This window comes from bacterium (assembly GCA_022616075.1).
Taxonomy (GTDB): domain Bacteria; phylum Acidobacteriota; class HRBIN11; order JAKEFK01; family JAKEFK01; genus JAKEFK01.
Genome location: JAKEFK010000271.1, coordinates 1 through 16855, shown reverse-complemented (window position 1 = coordinate 16855; position 16855 = coordinate 1). Strand labels below are relative to the sequence as shown.

The following is a 16855-nucleotide window of genomic DNA, read 5'->3' as shown; positions in this document are numbered from 1 at the left end:
GCGATTCGATCCAGATTGTCATAGGTATAAGTCGTTTGGAAATTCCCGGGGACCTTAACCCAAATCACACGGCCGAGTGAGTCACGGCCGTAAGTATAAACAGGATTCGCTCCGGTGTCGGAATTTTTCGGATAAGTGACCGATGTCAAATCTCCGGATGTGGCATTGTAGGCGTAAGTTGTAACTCCTCCCGTTGCATCAGTAACGGTCAGGACTTGCCCGGCGGAGTTGTACGTGTAGGTTGCGAGCGTGTCCAAAGTCACGCCGTCGTCACGGACGCGGTAAACGTGGTAAAGCGCGCCCGGAGCGGTGCTTGGGATCTGGTAATAATCATAACGCCAGGCCTGCCAGTTGGGATCAACAGCACTTGTCGAAGGATTCTTTGGAGTAATCGAGATCACTTTTCCGGGGAAAGTCGCGTCGTATGTGTAATCAAAGCGGACGGCCTGCGCGCCCTGATCATCCCGCGTGATGGTTGCAACAGAGCTATTGGGATTGTAAGTATAGGAAGTTTTTATTCCAGTTTCATCGATCGAATAATCAAGCGACTGATCCGCATTGAAGTGTTTTGTGATTGTTCCTCCACCTTGACCGGATGGAGGCACGCGGCTGGTTACGAGTCCATTCGAATCAAACGTGAAGACCCACATGTAACCTGAATAGTCGGTTTTGGAAACTTTAGACGGATCGCCCTGATACTTATAGACGTAGTTCTGTGTATCACCGGCCTCCGTATAGGTAGTAACGCGGTCCTGAGTATCGTACGTGACGTTCGTGATCACGCGGTTCCAGTGATCCTTTATCTGATTTAACAGAGGAACAAATCGTCCATCGATATATCCATATTGAGTTTGCTTTGAAGCAGCATCTGTAACCGTGGTTAAAGCACCCTGCGCATTGTAAACATAGGAAACGGAGCGACCCGTAGAATCCTGGAGTGTGCTGATGCGGCCATCCGGTCCGTAAAGAAATTCAAGATAACGGCCCGATCCCGTTCCATCTGATACGCGTTGGACGCTGCCATCCGGATTGCGGGTAAAATTCAGCGCATTACCAAATTCATCGACTTGTTGGGTCAGCAAACCTGTTGAAGAATACACGTATTTCATTCGTCCGGGTGGCCATGTTAGTTCAAATGTGCCCTGAGGAGTTTTGACTAAGTTGTAACCACTTCTTGGTGGAGTGTAAGAACCGTCCGGATTTTCGCGAAAGCGATGGGGCCTGCCGCTCGGCATCAGGATTACCACCTCCTTGTAGTAAGTTGAAGGAGCAGAAAAGAGATACGTTGTTTCTGTGAGCCCACCCGTTAGCGTTGAGCCCCATCCCAAACCGAAAGGCCCATCAACGAGGCGAACCGAGTCGTATGTTCGATTTAGTGTCAGTGGAAGTCCGCGAGTTGGCAACTGCAGATCAGTGGCTGATGTGGTGTAATTTCCGGTTGCTATGTAGGCGGGGGATGCGGTCATATCCGGATTTCCTCCTGATCCGCCTGGTCCTGATCCTCCTCCGCCGGGTCCAGGACAATCACATGGTGGCGGTGGAGGCGGAGGGGCGCCCGGTGTCAGCGCTTGCCCACACCAGTATTGAGCATGAGCGTTCGAACAGAAAATGAACATTGCAAAAACGAAAAGAAAAAGTCTAAAAGATTTCATGAGTTCCTCAATACCCGACCGTGCACAAGATCTGATCGGTTACTACGTTACCAATGGAATCCGTTATCTTCACAGTGACGGTGTAGCTACCGGGCGCCACCCACATTCCGTTATCCGCTTTTCCATCCCATGGAATGTTCATAGTTCCGGGACTTACACCGGTCAGGTTGATGGTGTGTAAAGTGGAAAGGGATTCCTGATTTAAAAAGCTCACCGCAATATTGACCGGTTGATTTTGAAAAGAAGTGAATACGAAGGAAACATTTTGCGGTCCTTTGTGCGGCGAAAAGACTGTTGGGGAAACCGTAACACCGGTTGTGAATTTTGGTTTAGTACCGAACAGTACGATTGCGTTGTAATCGACCGGATAGATTGTAAACGCATAACCGGCCATATTTGGCATAAAAGCACCGGTCCCATCCACGCCTGCCCATCTGTATGTAAGAAGCCCTGGCCACGTTCGCTCTCTGTATTCCTCATTCTCTTTAGCCAGGCAATAGTTGGGAGCATCGCATCCAGCGGCGACATCTCCCATTCCACCGTTGGGCCCGGGGGCATTTGGATATGGTATCCAGGTCGGTGATACGGCCAACCGAATGCGTGACGGACTATTTGTAATTGTGGCAAAAACGAGTGGATTGTTGTTGAATGGATCCCAGGGTGGATAAATCGTGAGGGAACGTTCATACGACAAAGAACCCTGGCCCGTCAAATCCCAGGTAAACGTCGTCGTTCCATCTGTCACTGTGGCGACGTAAAAATAGCCACCATCAGTTAAAAACGCGTTTGCATCATTCTTCCCATTCCATATGTCATTGTTCCAGCCGGTATTGCGCAGCACTCCATTGGCCAGTGTTCGCACAACCTGTCCCGCCCTGTTTTTGATCACTACGGTTTCGGTGAGTGGAAAGGGCAGATCAGACGTAATCACTACATCGCCGTAGCCTAATGCCATATTGAGTTCCTGCACGCTCAGAAAAGCCTTAAAGTTACCCACGGTCACGGTTACGCGCTCTTCCGTCCGGTTACCTGCTCTGTCCCAGGTTTGCAATCTGATGGTGTAGGTTCCGTTGAACATACCGGAGGTATTCCAGGAATAGATCGAAGTTCCTGCAGCCCCGGTAGTTCCGCTTGTGAGAGTGACCCAGTAAGTCGGAGATGCTCCGGAACCGAAGTCCAGTAGCCAGTTTTGCAAATTCACGTCGCTAATGTTTGCAGTGATGGAAACGGTCGTTGACCCTGACTGATAAAAATTGGAAAGGACACCGCCTGAGGTTGGATACAGCACATCGGAAACCGGATAAATCACATCAATCGTTGTGGATGAAAAACTACTGCTATTTAGAGAGCCGTCTACAACCAGTAGCTCGACAGTGTAAAGACCATCCGGTTGCAGAGATCCTGAACCATTTTCCCCATCCCACGCATAGCTCATGTTTTGTCCTTGCCCGGTCGCCGTTCTTACTACTGTATTAGAAGTATTTTTGAAGTTGAGCGTCCAGCTAGCATCATCAAATGTGAAAGACGCTGAAACGATTGCTGTTTCCAGAATGCCATCACCGTTTGGACTAAAGAAGGGTGTTACTGTGAGGTTCTGAATCTGCAGCTGTTTGGTTGAATCAATTACAGTTGTTCCGCGTACCTGGGATGCGATTTCACCGCCAGTAGCGGTGCCATCTATTTCATATTTGTAAGTTCCATCTTGCATCAAGATTCCGCCGCTGTCTCTACCTTCCCAGACAACGTTTACCGTTGTGCCGCTTCCTGTGAATGTCCGAATTACAGTTCCGATTGAATTTTTGAAACGTACTGTCCAATTGCCGCTTAGAGTTGTCGTCAGCTGAAGGGTCAAGTTCACACTTGCAGCGGGATTGAAAGTCCGATTCAAAACGGTAACGGCTGAAAAGAAGTGCGGATACGATGGCGCTGCCGCGATCCATGGATCGTAATCCACACGCGCGGTGACCGATTGCCCTGTTCCGATTCCGGCGCCAGAAGGTCCATCCGTAGAATTCCAATAACTCAATTTTGCGGAAATGGTGGTTGCATTATCGTTTGTGATCGCGCCCTGGGCATTATTGTTAAAGGCACAATGTTGGATCAGGGGATTCGATACTTGAGCATAGGTAATTCTGATACCTTTCTTTGATGAATATGAGACTGTAACATGATCAAACGTAGGAGACGTTGCATTTACACCGATCGCGGCATCCCGGTCCGTGCCTTGCGCAGCTCCTGCATATGAAACCTGCACATACTTCACCAGGCTTGCAGAGCTGCCTGGTTCGAAAAAAAGGCCTCCCCAGGTTCCAGGCAATGGAGGCGTGGCATTCGTTGTAAATAGGATGGGGCTTGTGGCTGTCCCGATTGCTTGCAAATTTCCATAGACGTTCAGCACTCCTGTAGTCGAAAGGAATTTAACCGTAACCCCTGGATTGATTGTCAGTGTGGCATTTGAAGGAACCGTAATGTAGTCAACAATGTGATAGTCCGCTCCGGAATGCCAAACAACGTTCGGGATTGTATTTCCTGGCCTCAAACCAACAGCATCTTTGGCTCCTCCTCCATTGTTGGATAGCGTCAGCGATGCCAAAGAGTCGATGTGGGTTGTTGAATATGCGTAGATTGCATAATCAGTATTATTGCTGATGGTCGTATTGGAAATTGCACCGTATCCATAATCGATGTAATATACCCCATGACTACCGTTGCTACTGATCGTTGAATTGAGTATGTTTGCTCCACTGTTGCTTTTAATGCCTGCGCCAGTACAATTACTGATCGCACTGTAATCGATCCTTACAGCATTTGGGCCATTTACGTAAATTCCATTTGTTGACGAATTGGTTATCGTTAAATGGTCAACATCTATTACGGGGGCGGAACCATTGCTATTAAATACGATGGCTCCATTATCAGTATTCCCGGCATAGGAAATGTCGGCGTACGAAATCCTGCTGGTTGGATCCGCTTCAGGACCCAAATAAATTGACTGCCAATCACCACGCGCAGGAGTAGTAGCATTCGATGTAAAAGTAATCAAATTACTCGCGTTGCCGATTGCCGTTAGTTTTCCCAACACGTTCAAACGTCCCCCCAATATGAACTTGACGATAACTCCAGGATCGATCGTCAGGCTTCTGTTAGCTGGAACGGTGATTGTGCCCATAACGTGATAGTCCGCTCCAGGATGCCACGCCGCGTTGACCGGTGTGCCTCCGGGGCGTAAACCGACTGCATTTTTGCTTCCTCCTCCATTGCCGGTTAACGTGAGCGATGTTAAATAATCGATGCGGGATTCTGCCCATGCGTAGATCGCGTAGTTCGCATTATTGCTAATGGTCGTGTTGGAAACTCCACCATATCCAGTATCGAAATAATGAACTCCATAAATGCCGTTAATAGAGATCGTTGAATTGAGTACGTATGCTCCACTCCCATAGCCACTTTCAACTCCCGATTCATTGCAGTTACTGATGGTACTGCTATCGATCCTTACAGAATTCGGCCCGGTTGCGTAAACTCCACTTGACGACGAATAGGTGATAGTTACGTGGTCAACATCTATGATCGGGGTGGCGTCATAGCTGTTAAACACGAGTGCTCCATCACCATTGCCGCCAGCATAGGAAATATTGGCGTACGAAATTCTGCTTGTAGGATCCGCGTACTGGTTAAAAAAAATCGACTGCCAGTTGCCTGGCGCAGGCGAAGCCTGGTTGGAGGTAAAAGTAATTTCATTGCCTGCTGAGCCGATAGCGATCAGTTTCTCCCAGATCTGCAGCTGCGTTCCTGCGTTGAACTTCACGGTTACTCCCGGGTTAATCGTCAGCGTTGCTCCCCAGGCGACATGTACCGAGCAGGTGATGATGTAAGGACTGCCGGCAGCGGTCCATGTTTCGGTGCTGATAGTGCCGCACTTGTCCGTTGCGCTTGACGAAGCTGTAAGAAAGAAGAGTGCGATCAATAGGACTGCACAACCAAGAGTGTTCCTCGTCATGATTTTTTTCGTCCTTCTTTTTTGATGCGAAATGCGTTTACGGAGACAGGTCCAAACTCGGATCCAAGGTTCAAGGCCACGTAATGCAATCCGGCAGGCAAATCCGGTAACGGGACTTTCACGCGGAAAGCAAGCTCGGCGATTCCGGTTTTCAAAACCATTTTTTCGTTCACAAATATTCCCAATGACACCGGTTGTTTTAAAAAGTTCGACGCAGTGGGGCCTTCCAGGCTGCCCATAACTTCAATCGAGTTTCCTTCGACCAGCCATGCTTTGTCGGTACTAGACCATTTTGCATTCACCGGAGTCAGAGTCATTTCGGGCGAAATGTCTTCAAGCGTGGTCAAACCACGATGGTGCTTGTGGTCCTGTGATGGATCGGGCAGCAATGATTTGCCCGTTCTGTTTTTGATCGAATCAAGAAATGTTAGATTGCGATTTCCAGTTGTCAGGATTGCATTTTCCGGGAGAGCGGTTGCTGAAATAGAAAAAACAAAGTTGGGCAAGTCCGGAATGTAAATCGAATTGTCGTCGCTATAGCCGGTCCAGGGCTGAACCAAAGAGCCGCCTGTACGGGGTTCGCGATTCACAACCGTTTTCAAAACGGGGCCAAGCGCTTTCTTCGTTTTAGGATCGATTACCGCTGATCCCGCCTGTATATGCACTCTGGCCGGTTGAGGAAGTTTGTAAGTAAGAATTCTATTGCTGCGATCGTAATAACCGATCTCTGCTGTTAGCTCTTTTTGTTCTTCAGCCGCCGGAAAGTAAGTAAACTTTTTACCATCCGCATCGAAGGCGATCTTTATGGAGAAAGCTTCGTCAGGGACGATTTGCCCGCTCTCGTCCAGTCCATCCCAGCATTGTTTTTGTTTGCCGGCATTAATCTTCTTTGACTTCATCAAATGCCGAACAACGTAGCCGTCGCGATCAAGCAATTGGATTGTTAAAATTCCGCTTAATGCGACATCAAACTCAATGTCGATTCTTTCTGCAATGGTAGGGTTAAAGAACTTCTTAGATACCAGAATATCCTTTATTAACGGTTGTGCTTCTGCAAAAACGGGAAGCAGAATAATTGATAAACAAGTGAAGAGGAAGAGTTTCTGTTTCATTCGTTATAGTTGTAGGACGAGATTTTGAATTTGCAAAACCCCAAACTATGCGGTTCCTCCCAGCTTTATATCTGGTAATTTCTTGTCATTAACTAGAAAGGCATCCCCTCCACTTGCTAGCGCGCCAGGTTATAGCAGTTCATTACTTATGTCAATACTACCGCGTATTTATCTTGGGACAAGGACTAAAATAAAAAATACTTGGCGTCTTGGCGCCTTGGCGGTTTGCACTGCATTGCATTACATTGCACTACAGACTAAAATTGAGATATGGATGCACAATTGACAGTACGATTGCCCCAACCGTTACAACGCAGACTCTCCCAGTACGCGAACAAGCTTCGACTGAAGCGTTCCGATGTGATCCGGCTTGCTCTGGAGGAATTCCTTTCTAACGCTGAAGAAGAGCAAGAGCGTCCATTTGTGCGAGTGAGAAGCCTCATCGGCGAGATGGAAAGCGGAATTCCCGATCTTGGCGCCGAGCACAGAAAGCATCTTGTAGCCAGATTTAGGCGTGGGTAGCGTTCTTCTGGACACCGGTTTTCTGGTCGCATTGCTCGACCGAAGTGAAAAGAACCATGCTCAGTCGGCTCTGTTCTTCGAAAATTTTAGTGGAAGCTTACTTTCAACTGAACCGGTGCTTACCGAGGCAATTTACTTATGCAGTGGCTCGCCGAATGGACCAAGACTATGCATCGAGTTTTTTCTGAAACGCGCGGCAACACTCGTCCCTCAATCCCCTCAAAGTCTTTCCCGTTCCGCGTTCCTGATGGAGAAGTATCGCGATGTTCCCATGGATTTCGCCGATGCGACACTTGTTGTTTTAGCAGAGGAAACTGGAATTGATGAAATCCTGACTTTGGATCTGAAGGGATTTCAAACTTATCGAATCTCAGGCAAAAAACCGTTTAAAATCCTGCCTCCTCGTTAATGAAAACCTAAAAGAAAAAATGGCTTTTGCTAGTTTTCCCTTTCAACAAACCATCAAGGCCGAGATGCTCTTCCAATAGAAGCGGCGCATACCATCCCGTCACGTACGACTAAGTTGTCTGACGGTTGGCTGCATCGATAACCGAAGTGAGTGAGCCTGATGCATTGTGCCAAAAGCTACTGAGCGGCCGGTAGAATCGGCAACCGAGCTGACGCGTCCATCCGGTCCGTAGTAGAACGTAAAGAGCCTGCAGGAGCCTGTTGCATCCGAGACTTGAAAAAGGCGATTGCTTCCATCGTAAGAAAAGGAAAGTGTATTTGCATATTCGTCAACAAAGGAAAAGCAGGTTCCCGTTAGAATCGTAGTGATAGCGAAAGCGACTGGCAGATAATGTCAAATCGAAAGATCCCTCCGGATTTTTTACAAGCGTGTCATTAGTTGCGGCTACCGGCGTGTATATGACGCCGTCTGCATTTTCGCGAAAGCGAACCGGCCTGCCGTTCGGCATGAATACGAGAGCTTCTTTATAAAAAGTAGAAGGAGCCGAGTAAAGATACGTAGTCAATGCAATTCGTCCGGTCAGGTTTGAAGACCTTACGATCTCCTATTCATCGAGTGCTGGAGTTTATACCGACGGCGGGTCATTTCGAATTCTCTGGTTACGGTAAATCCTGCCTATTTCACTCCGGGACTCGGCTCTCAAATGGTGAACTTCACTTTCAGTACATAAACAGAAACCCAGTGTCATTTGGTATTCTCCAATGAATCCGTCCTGTTAGTGAAACTCAGATCTTTGCAGGCAAATTCAAACTGATGGCTCTATCCCAGCATTCCTAAAACTGTCAAGCGTTTTTAGGAGTGACACTGGAACACGGAATATATATCGCATCCCCCGGCTAAAGGTGATGTTTGTAAGTCCACGCGTTACCGTAAAATAAAAAATGCTTGGCGTCTTTGGCGCCTTGGCGATTCCATCACATTGATTTTTTCACGAGATGCGATATAGTTCGATCTTGTTCCAGCGTCGTGATAAGCAATGTCGCAAATCTTCCACCGCAGCACGAATACTATCTCGAAATTCTCCGTTTTTGGCTTCCTTTTCATCATCGGCGGTCTGGCCTGGGTAGGCGCTGAAATCAATCGCTCCCCGTACATCACGCAGGCGGAAGTCGTGCGCGAACAACCGATCCAATTCAGCCATGCCCATCACGTCGGTGGGATTGGAATCGACTGCCGTTACTGCCACACTGCCGTAGAGAAATCGAACTTTGCAGGAATTCCACCGACCCGGACCTGCATGAATTGTCATTCACAGATCTTTGCCGACAGCCCGTATCTGGAACCTGTCCGTTCCAGTTTTCGCACCGACAAATCTCTTGTGTGGACCCGCGTAAATGACCTACCCGATTTTGTTTATTTCAATCACAGCATTCATGTGAATAAAGGAATCGGGTGCGACACCTGTCACGGCGCTGTAGATAAGATGCCATTGATGTGGCAGCATGCCTCGCTGCAAATGGAATGGTGTCTGAATTGTCACAGACAACCTGAACGCTATCTGCGCCCGCAGTCGGAGGTTTACAACATGAGTTATAGACCGCCGGCAAATCAGCTCGCGTTGGGCCGCGAACTGAGGAAACAATACAACATTCCCAGCGCCAGAATGTTAACCGACTGTTCAACGTGTCACCGATGAGCAACGATCGATACGATTTTGCCGAGTTGAGAAAGCGACTCGCAGAAAAACAGGGTCCGCACTATTGGCGCAGTCTTGATGAACTTGCCGAGACGCCCGAATTCCAGGATTTCTTGCGTCACGAATTCCCCGAAAACGCCGATCAATGGAAAGATGGTGTCAGCCGCAGGAATTTTTTGAAAATTATGGGCGCGTCTTTCGCCTTTGCGGGACTCACCGCATGCACCCGCCAACCGTTAGAAAAGATTGTGCCTTACGTAAGGCAGCCGGAAGAGATTGTGCCGGGCAGACCCTTGTATTTTGCGACCGCCATGCAGCTTGGCGGCATAGCAACCGGCTTGCTGGTGGAAAGTCACATGGGACGCCCCACCAAGATCGAAGGGAATCCGGACCATCCTGCAAGCCTGGGCGCAACCGATGTTTTTTCGCAAGCATCCATTCTCACGATGTATGATCCGGACCGATCACGCGCGATTTTCCATCTGGGAAATATCGGTTCCTGGAGCCAATTCCTGGAAGTTTTGCGGCTTCGCATGGCCGTCGAAAAACAGCGTCCTGTTCCAGGCTCCGGTCTGCGAATTCTTACGGAAACGATCACTTCTCCAACTATGGGACGCCAGATCGATGATCTGCTCAAACAACTGCCCGGAACAAAGTGGCATCAGTACGAGCCGGTCACAAACGACAACACAAGAGAAGGCGCGCGCCTTGCATTCGGTGATTACGTGAATACGTATTACCGCTTCGATCAGGCTGCCGTGGTGGTTTCCTTTGAATCGGATTTCCTGAACTGCGGCCCGGCTCACGTCAGGTACGTGCGTGATTTCATGACACGCCGGCGCGTGCGTGGTGGCCAGGGCGCGATGAATCGACTTTATTGCTTCGAAAGTACTCCTTCGAATACAGGCACAGTTGCGGATCATCGCTGGCGAAAAAAGCCCACCGAAATATTGGACAGTATCCAGCAACTTTATTCCGCGGTGGTAAATAGTGGAGCCGCTTCCGGTGAATTGAAAGTGGTGGCCGATGATCTGATCAAAAATCCGGGAGCATCCATCATTCTTGCCGGCGATTCCCTGCCTCCCGAGATCCATGCGATGATTCACTCCCTGAACCAGCATTTACAAAACGCCGGACGCACCATCCTGCATACCGATCCGTTGGAAGTCCGTCCTGTGAATCAAATGGAATCTCTGCGAAACCTTGTTCAGGACATGAACAAGGGAATCGTGGAAACGCTTTTGATTGTTGGCGGTAATCCCGTTTATAACACCCCTGCTGATATCGGATTTGCAGGCGCTCTGGGCAAGATCGACTTGAGAATTCATCTGAGCCTGTATAACGATGAAACATCCGATATCTGTCATTGGCATATTCCCGAGGCACATTTTCTGGAAATGTGGAGCGATGCGCGCGCTTATGACGGAACGGTCAGCATCATTCAACCATTGATTACGCCACTTTATGGTGGCAAGTCCGCGCATGAATTGTTCGCCGCGATGAGTGGAAGCCTGGATCCGAATGGATATGACATCGTGAGAAGTTATTGGCAACAGCAGGCGCCTGCCGATTTCGAAAAATTTTGGCGGCGTTCCCTCCACGATGGTGTTATCGCAGGCACATCGCTGCAAGCTCGATCCATGACGGCTCAATCTGCAACGCCGAAACCTGTCGCTTCAACTTCCGGACTGACCGTCCTTTTCCGGCCTGATTCAGGTGTGCACGATGGCCGTTTTGCAAACAATGGTTGGTTGCAGGAATTGCCGCGTCCCCATACAAAGCTGACCTGGGATAACGCTTTCATGGTGAGTCCCGCTACCGCGGAGAAATTGGGATTGCACTCATCCGCAGAAGTCGAGGTATCACACGATGGCAGATCCGCTCGCGGTGCTGTCTGGATTCTTCCGGGACAAGCCGACGATACGATCACAGTGCATCTGGGATATGGAAGAACGCGCGCGGGTCGCGTAGGAAATGGAGCAGGTTTCAATGCTTATGCGCTGCAAAACTCGAAGTCTCCCTGGACCCTATTCGGCGCAAAGTTGGAAAAGACCGGTGCAAAAATTCCACTTGCGTGCACCCAGAGTCATCAATCCATGGAGGGCCGGCACCTTGTTCGATCCGGATCGCTGGATGAATACTTGCGCAACCCAAATTTCGCGCAAGAAATAGAACCGGATCCGCCAAGAGAAGAAACATTATACACAAACTATGATTACAACGGGTATGCGTGGGGCATGGCGATCGATTTAAATGCATGCGTCGGTTGCAATGCCTGTGTGGTCGCGTGCAATTCGGAAAATAATGTTCCGGTTGTCGGGAAAGACCAGGTAATGCGCGGGCGCGAAATGCCATGGATCAGAATCGATCGCTATTACGAAGGGGATTTGGACGATCCGGCGATTCACAATCAACCCGTAACATGCATGCAATGCGAGAATGCTCCGTGTGAAGTTGTTTGCCCAGTTCAAGCGACGGTTCATAGTTCCGAAGGTTTGAATGACATGGTCTACAACCGTTGTGTCGGAACACGGTATTGCTCCAACAATTGTCCTTACAAAGTGCGGCGATTCAATTTCATCCTGTATTCAGACATCAAGTCTCCGAGTATGAAGATGATGCGCAATCCGGATGTCACCGTCCGCACGCGTGGCGTCATGGAAAAGTGTACTTACTGCGTGCAGCGCATCAATTACGCGAAGATGGAAGCGGAAAAAGAGAATCGCAGGGTCAAAGATGGTGAGATTCAGACGGCGTGCCAGCAGGTTTGTCCGGCTGAAGCGATTGTATTCGGCGATATCAATGATAAGTCGAGCAAAGTTTCGCAACTGAAAGCGGAGTCCTTGAATTATGGATTGCTGACGCACTTGAACACGCGTCCACGTACAACTTACCTCGCGAACTTACGAAACCCGAATCCACAAATTCCGAAAAAAGGGCATCATGAGTAAATTTGTAAACAGAGTAGCGCGGGTGTCTCGCCGGCGACTGACGCAGACTGGACGTCCGCGCTACTTCGCTCTGATCCTCCTCTTCCTCTTCCTCCCTGCCTGCCGCCAGGATATGCATGATCAAGCGAAATACGAAGCGCTCGAACACAGTTCCTTCTTCGGTGATCAGCGCTCCTCGCGTACGCCTGTGGAAGGAACGATAGCGCGCGGACAATTGCGAGAAGACACGCACTATTACGAAGGAAAAGTGGCAAATCAGCTGGTTCACACTTTTCCAATGGAACTGAATGATAAGATTTTGCAGCGGGGTCAGCAGCGTTACAACATTTTCTGCGCGCCGTGTCACGATCAAACGGGAAGCGGAATCGGTATGGTGGTAAAGCGCGGATTTAAACGCCCGCCTTCGATGCACATCGATCGATTGCGTGAGGCTCCTGTCGGCCACTATTTCGATGTGATCACGAATGGATTTGGAGTCATGTCCAGTTATTCAGATCAGGTTCCGGTCGATGATCGCTGGGCTATCATCGCGTATATCCGTGCTCTACAGCTCAGTCAAAATGCAACGCTGGCAGATGTGCCGGATCAAGAAAAGGCAAAGCTGGAAGCTTCGAAGGGAGTTCAATGAACGAAACAGAATCCGCAATGCCTATGCTGGAACGGCTCCAAAAACGATCCTTCCTTGTTGGCGTGATCGTTTCCGCCGCAGCGCTCATTGCAGCGTTCATGAGCCCTGCTCAGTTCTTTCGTTCTTATCTATTCGCCTACGTATTCTGGGTCGGTTTGGCCCTGGGTTCGCTTGCCATTACGTTGCTCCATCACCTGAGTGGCGGGCGTTGGGGCGCTGTGATTCGAAGGGTGCTCGAATCCGGAACGCGCACCTTTCCACTTCTTGCATTACTGTTTCTTCCCTTGATTTTCGGCATGCGTGATATTTACATTTGGGCCGATCAACAAAAAATTGCAACAGACGCAATCCTGAAGCACAAGTCTCTTTATCTGAATATTCCTTTCTTTCTCGCGCGCACTGTTGTGTACTTTGCGGTCTGGTTTTTCCTGGCGTATTTGCTGAATAAGTGGTCACGGCAGGAAGATGAAGCATCCACGCCCGAATTGCAATCAAAATTCACATTTCTCGGTGGAATCGGACTTCTTCTCTACGGTTTGACCGCGACCTTTGCTGCTGTGGATTGGATGATGTCGTTGGAACCGCACTGGTTCTCAACGATTTACGGTTTGCTTGTGATTGTAGGCCAGGTCCTGAGCGCTTTCGCATTCGTCATAGCGATCGCATCTATTCTGATGCAATACAAACCGCTGTCCGATGTGATGACGACCGTTCAGTTCCACGATCTGGGTAAGTTGATGTTCGCATTTGTGATGATCTGGGCGTATCTGGCCTTTTCGCAATTCTTGATTATCTGGTCCGGCAATCTGCCGGAAGAGATTCCCTGGTATCTGCATCGATTGCATTCCGGATGGCAATTCGTAGCTCTGTTCCTGGTGTTGTTTCATTTTGCACTCCCCTTCTTGCTGTTATTATCGCGTGAAACGAAGAAACGGCCGCGGATTCTGGCGATGATTGCGCTCGGAGTATTCATCATGCGTTTCGTGGATCTTTACTGGATGGTGGGTCCGGAATTTCATCACCATGGTCTTGCAGTTTCTATTCTCGATTTTTTACTCCCGGTTGGAATGGGTGGACTCTGGCTCGCATTCTTCTTCCGACAATTGAAGGCAATGCCGCTGATTCCTGTTAATGATCCGAATTTGCAAGAGGTTCTCGAACATGGAAGAACATAGCACTGACGTTAGTTTTTCCGGAATTCTAAAGACCGGTGTTGTGCTACTTGTGGTCGCTGTGGTGGTGCATCTTCTGATGTGGTTACTCTTTGATTTCTTCAATGCCCAGGAAACCAGAGTAGATCCAAAGCCCTCACCCATGTTTCAAAAAGATCAGACTCCTCCAGAACCGCGATTACAGACCTCTCCGCCTCAAGATTTGCAGAGTTTTCGTGCATCGGAAAAGGAGAATCTCGAAAGCTACGGCTGGGTGAATCCGGAGAAAGGCATCGTGCGCATTCCCATCTCTGAGGCGATAAAGCTGGTTATCGAGCGGGAGAAGGCGTCTGTCACTGAACTTCCGGAAAGCAAGGAGCAAAAATGAACTTGGCGTCCTTGGCGACTTGGTGGTTTGCTCTAATTATTATTTTGATTTCTCCAGCCTTGCATGCACAAAACGCAATTCCGCCGATCCTGCAAAGCGTCGATATAGAACAAAAACTGAACGCGCAAATTCCTGTTGACGCGGAATTCAAAGATGAGAACGGAAAGTCAGTCCGCCTTTCGGATTTGCTCAAAGGTAAACCCGCAATCTTAACACTCGTTTACTACGAATGCCCGATGTTGTGCACACAGGTTCTAAATGGACTCGTTTCCAGCCTGCGTCCCTTGACCTTCACACCGGGCAATGAATTCAACATCATCACGATCAGTTTTGATCCGACAGAGACAAGTGAGCTGGCTCGCTCAAAGAAGCTGGCTTACTTGAAAGAATACGAACGAACGGACGTATCGAGGGGCTGGTACTTCTTGACCGGAGATGCGAAATCGATCGAGCGCGTGACCCAGGCGGCCGGCTTCCGATACATGTACGATCAAAAAATCGATCAGTACGCGCACGGAAGCGGGATCATGGTATTAACCCCGCAGGGAAAGGTGGCGCGCTATTTTTACGGGATCGAATACTCCACCCGCGATTTGCGTTTTGCATTGATCGAGGCATCGCAAAACAGAATCGGCTCGATTGCCGACAAGGTCCTGCTTTACTGTTTTCATTACGATCCGAGTGTGGGAAAGTATAGCGCTTATGCAATCAATCTAATCCGGCTCGGTGGGATTGTCACAGTCCTGTTGCTGGGTGGATTCATTCTAAAAATGCGACGAAAAGATTCTGTGAACCATGTTCGATAATCTGCCTTTATTTCCGGAGAGCGCGTCTACACTGTCAGGTCAGGTCGATGCGTTGTACATCTTTCTTGTGGTCGTCAGCCTGTTTTTCTCGCTGTTGATCGCGGGAATGATAATCGTTTTCGCCGTAAAATACCGCCGCCGTTCGCCTGCTGATCGGCCGGAAGAAGTGCATGGCTCGATCGTACTGGAGCTGGCGTGGACCCTGATTCCTCTTGGCATAGCGCTTTTTATTTTCGTGTGGGGCGCAAAAATTTATTTTTCCATGAGACGCCCTCCCGCTTCCTCGATGGATGTTTACGTTGTGGGAAAACAGTGGATGTGGAAATTCCAGCATCCATCCGGCCGCCGCGAAATCAATGAATTGCATATTCCGGTGGGTCGCCCCGTTAAGCTCACGATGGCAACGGAAGATGTGATCCACAGCTTTTTTGTTCCGGCTTTCCGCGTGAAATACGATGTCGTGCCTGGCCAGTACAGAACGATGTGGTTCGAGGCAACCAAACCGGGCAAGTACAGACTTTTCTGCGCTGAATATTGCGGGACAAAACACGCAGGGATGACCGGACACATTGTGGTGATGGAAGCGGACGATTTTCAGACCTGGCTTAGCGGAGGTCCCACCATGTCGGTTGTGGCCTCCGGTGAAAAACTCGTGCAGGATCTCGGCTGTGTAACCTGTCACAAGCAGGATCCATCAGGTCGCGGTCCTACGTTGCACGGTCTTTTCGGGAAAAAAGTCGAAATAGAGGGAGGCGAGACGGTTGTTGCGGATGAAAATTATTTGCGCGAATCGATTCTCAATCCGCAGTTAAAACTGGTCAGTGGTCATCAACCGATCATGCCCACATATCAGGGATTGATTACAGAAGAAGGACTTCTGCAAATCATCGCATACATCAAATCGTTAAACGCTCCTACTGGGACGCAACAATGATAAGGATCAATAGCGCATTAAAAAGTAGCGCGGGCCTCTGGCCGGCGATTCGCAGGCGAGACGCCCGCGCTACTTTGTTATCGGACACTAGTGGGAGCGCGGGCATCCTTGCCCGCAATTGCTTTCAGGAGAGCAAGCCATGATACCGCAGGATTCAAAAACCAACTACATCAATGTCGCTTACGGAGTGAAGTCCTGGCTCTTCACCACGGATCACAAACGGATCGCTCTTCTTTACCTGATGTCCGTGACCCTGTTCTTTGCACTCGGCGGACTTTTTGCGACTCTGATTCGTTTGGAGTTGTTAACACCGCAAGGAGATCTGTTCCAATCCGAAAACTACAACAAGGTGTTCACCATGCATGGTGTGATCATGGTGTTCCTCTTCTTGATCCCGGCAATTCCCGCAGTTCTGGGAAATTTTCTGGTTCCACTCATGATCGGCGCACGAGATCTTGCTTTGCCCCGCATCAATCTATTGAGCTGGTACCTGTATATGCTGGGCGGTATTTTCACAATTTATGCGATGGTCTCAGGAGGGGTCGATACCGGCTGGACATTCTACACACCTTACAGCACGCGATTTTCCAACACGCATGTGATCGC

The 16855-nt window shown here is 49.2% G+C and carries 13 protein-coding genes; 10 read left to right on the top strand and 3 right to left on the bottom strand.

Translation table 11 applies throughout. From position 1 onward, the window contains the following. The 3 genes from L0156_22390 to L0156_22380 all read right to left on the bottom strand — a co-directional run. A partial coding sequence (locus L0156_22390) for a DUF6531 domain-containing protein (protein MCI0605747.1) occupies positions 1 to 1652 on the bottom strand: 1652 nt, incomplete at its 3' end. 7 nt (positions 1653 to 1659) lie between these two features. Continuing rightward, positions 1660 to 5652 (bottom strand): right-handed parallel beta-helix repeat-containing protein, encoded by a 3993-nt coding sequence (locus L0156_22385; protein MCI0605746.1) that lies wholly within the window; start codon positions 5650 to 5652, stop codon positions 1660 to 1662. Further along, positions 5649 to 6764 carry a hypothetical protein gene (locus tag L0156_22380; protein ID MCI0605745.1) on the bottom strand — a complete coding sequence of 372 codons (1116 nt, stop codon included), beginning with the start codon at positions 6762 to 6764 and terminating at the stop codon, positions 5649 to 5651. Before L0156_22380 ends, L0156_22385 begins: the two co-directional genes overlap by 4 nt. A gap of 270 nt (positions 6765 to 7034) precedes the next feature. Here L0156_22380 and L0156_22375 point away from each other — a divergent pair, with 270 nt between their 5' ends. From L0156_22375 to L0156_22330, 10 genes are all read left to right on the top strand, one after another. Then, positions 7035 to 7286: a ribbon-helix-helix protein, CopG family gene (locus tag L0156_22375; protein MCI0605744.1), complete on the top strand. Its 252-nt coding sequence runs from the start codon at positions 7035 to 7037 to the stop codon at positions 7284 to 7286. Beyond that, positions 7279 to 7695 carry a PIN domain-containing protein gene (locus L0156_22370; protein MCI0605743.1) on the top strand — a complete coding sequence of 139 codons (417 nt, stop codon included), beginning with the start codon at positions 7279 to 7281 and terminating at the stop codon, positions 7693 to 7695. The genes L0156_22375 and L0156_22370 overlap by 8 nt, the downstream gene beginning before the upstream one ends. Positions 7696 to 8731: 1036 nt before the next feature. Beyond that, positions 8732 to 9391 carry a cytochrome c family protein gene (locus L0156_22365; GenBank protein ID MCI0605742.1) on the top strand — a complete coding sequence of 220 codons (660 nt, stop codon included), beginning with the start codon at positions 8732 to 8734 and terminating at the stop codon, positions 9389 to 9391. Further along, positions 9388 to 12342 (top strand): TAT-variant-translocated molybdopterin oxidoreductase, encoded by a 2955-nt coding sequence (locus tag L0156_22360; protein MCI0605741.1) that lies wholly within the window; start codon positions 9388 to 9390, stop codon positions 12340 to 12342. The genes L0156_22365 and L0156_22360 overlap by 4 nt, the downstream gene beginning before the upstream one ends. Beyond that, positions 12335 to 12970: a cytochrome c gene (locus L0156_22355; protein ID MCI0605740.1), complete on the top strand. Its 636-nt coding sequence runs from the start codon at positions 12335 to 12337 to the stop codon at positions 12968 to 12970. Before L0156_22360 ends, L0156_22355 begins: the two co-directional genes overlap by 8 nt. Further along, positions 12967 to 14145 carry a hypothetical protein gene (locus L0156_22350; protein MCI0605739.1) on the top strand — a complete coding sequence of 393 codons (1179 nt, stop codon included), beginning with the start codon at positions 12967 to 12969 and terminating at the stop codon, positions 14143 to 14145. Before L0156_22355 ends, L0156_22350 begins: the two co-directional genes overlap by 4 nt. Then, a complete protein-coding gene (locus tag L0156_22345; GenBank protein MCI0605738.1) occupies positions 14132 to 14509 on the top strand; it encodes a hypothetical protein in 378 nt (125 codons plus the stop codon). Before L0156_22350 ends, L0156_22345 begins: the two co-directional genes overlap by 14 nt. Beyond that, positions 14506 to 15315, top strand: coding sequence for an SCO family protein (locus tag L0156_22340; GenBank protein ID MCI0605737.1), 810 nt, complete (start codon positions 14506 to 14508; stop codon positions 15313 to 15315). The genes L0156_22345 and L0156_22340 overlap by 4 nt, the downstream gene beginning before the upstream one ends. Then, complete coding sequence (gene coxB / locus L0156_22335) at positions 15305 to 16249, top strand: cytochrome c oxidase subunit II (GenBank protein MCI0605736.1); 945 nt, start codon at positions 15305 to 15307, stop codon at positions 16247 to 16249. Before L0156_22340 ends, coxB begins: the two co-directional genes overlap by 11 nt. Before the next feature lie 139 nt (positions 16250 to 16388). Further along, on the top strand, positions 16389 to 16855 hold a 467-nt coding region (locus L0156_22330), incomplete at its 3' end, for a cbb3-type cytochrome c oxidase subunit I (protein MCI0605735.1).

Excerpts from the sequence above, each read along its gene's own strand:
- L0156_22385 (MCI0605746.1), bottom strand. The coding sequence starts at position 5,652 with ATGACGAGGAACACTCTTGGTTGTGCAGTCCTATTGATCGCACTCTTC.
- L0156_22380 (MCI0605745.1), bottom strand. The coding sequence starts at position 6,764 with ATGAAACAGAAACTCTTCCTCTTCACTTGTTTATCAATTATTCTGCTT.
- L0156_22375 (MCI0605744.1), top strand. The coding sequence starts at position 7,035 with ATGGATGCACAATTGACAGTACGATTGCCCCAACCGTTACAACGCAGA.
- L0156_22365 (MCI0605742.1), top strand. The coding sequence starts at position 8,732 with ATGTCGCAAATCTTCCACCGCAGCACGAATACTATCTCGAAATTCTCC.
- L0156_22360 (MCI0605741.1), top strand. The coding sequence starts at position 9,388 with ATGAGCAACGATCGATACGATTTTGCCGAGTTGAGAAAGCGACTCGCA.
- L0156_22355 (MCI0605740.1), top strand. The coding sequence starts at position 12,335 with ATGAGTAAATTTGTAAACAGAGTAGCGCGGGTGTCTCGCCGGCGACTG.
- L0156_22350 (MCI0605739.1), top strand. The coding sequence starts at position 12,967 with ATGAACGAAACAGAATCCGCAATGCCTATGCTGGAACGGCTCCAAAAA.
- L0156_22345 (MCI0605738.1), top strand. The coding sequence starts at position 14,132 with ATGGAAGAACATAGCACTGACGTTAGTTTTTCCGGAATTCTAAAGACC.
- L0156_22340 (MCI0605737.1), top strand. The coding sequence starts at position 14,506 with ATGAACTTGGCGTCCTTGGCGACTTGGTGGTTTGCTCTAATTATTATT.
- coxB (MCI0605736.1), top strand. The coding sequence starts at position 15,305 with ATGTTCGATAATCTGCCTTTATTTCCGGAGAGCGCGTCTACACTGTCA.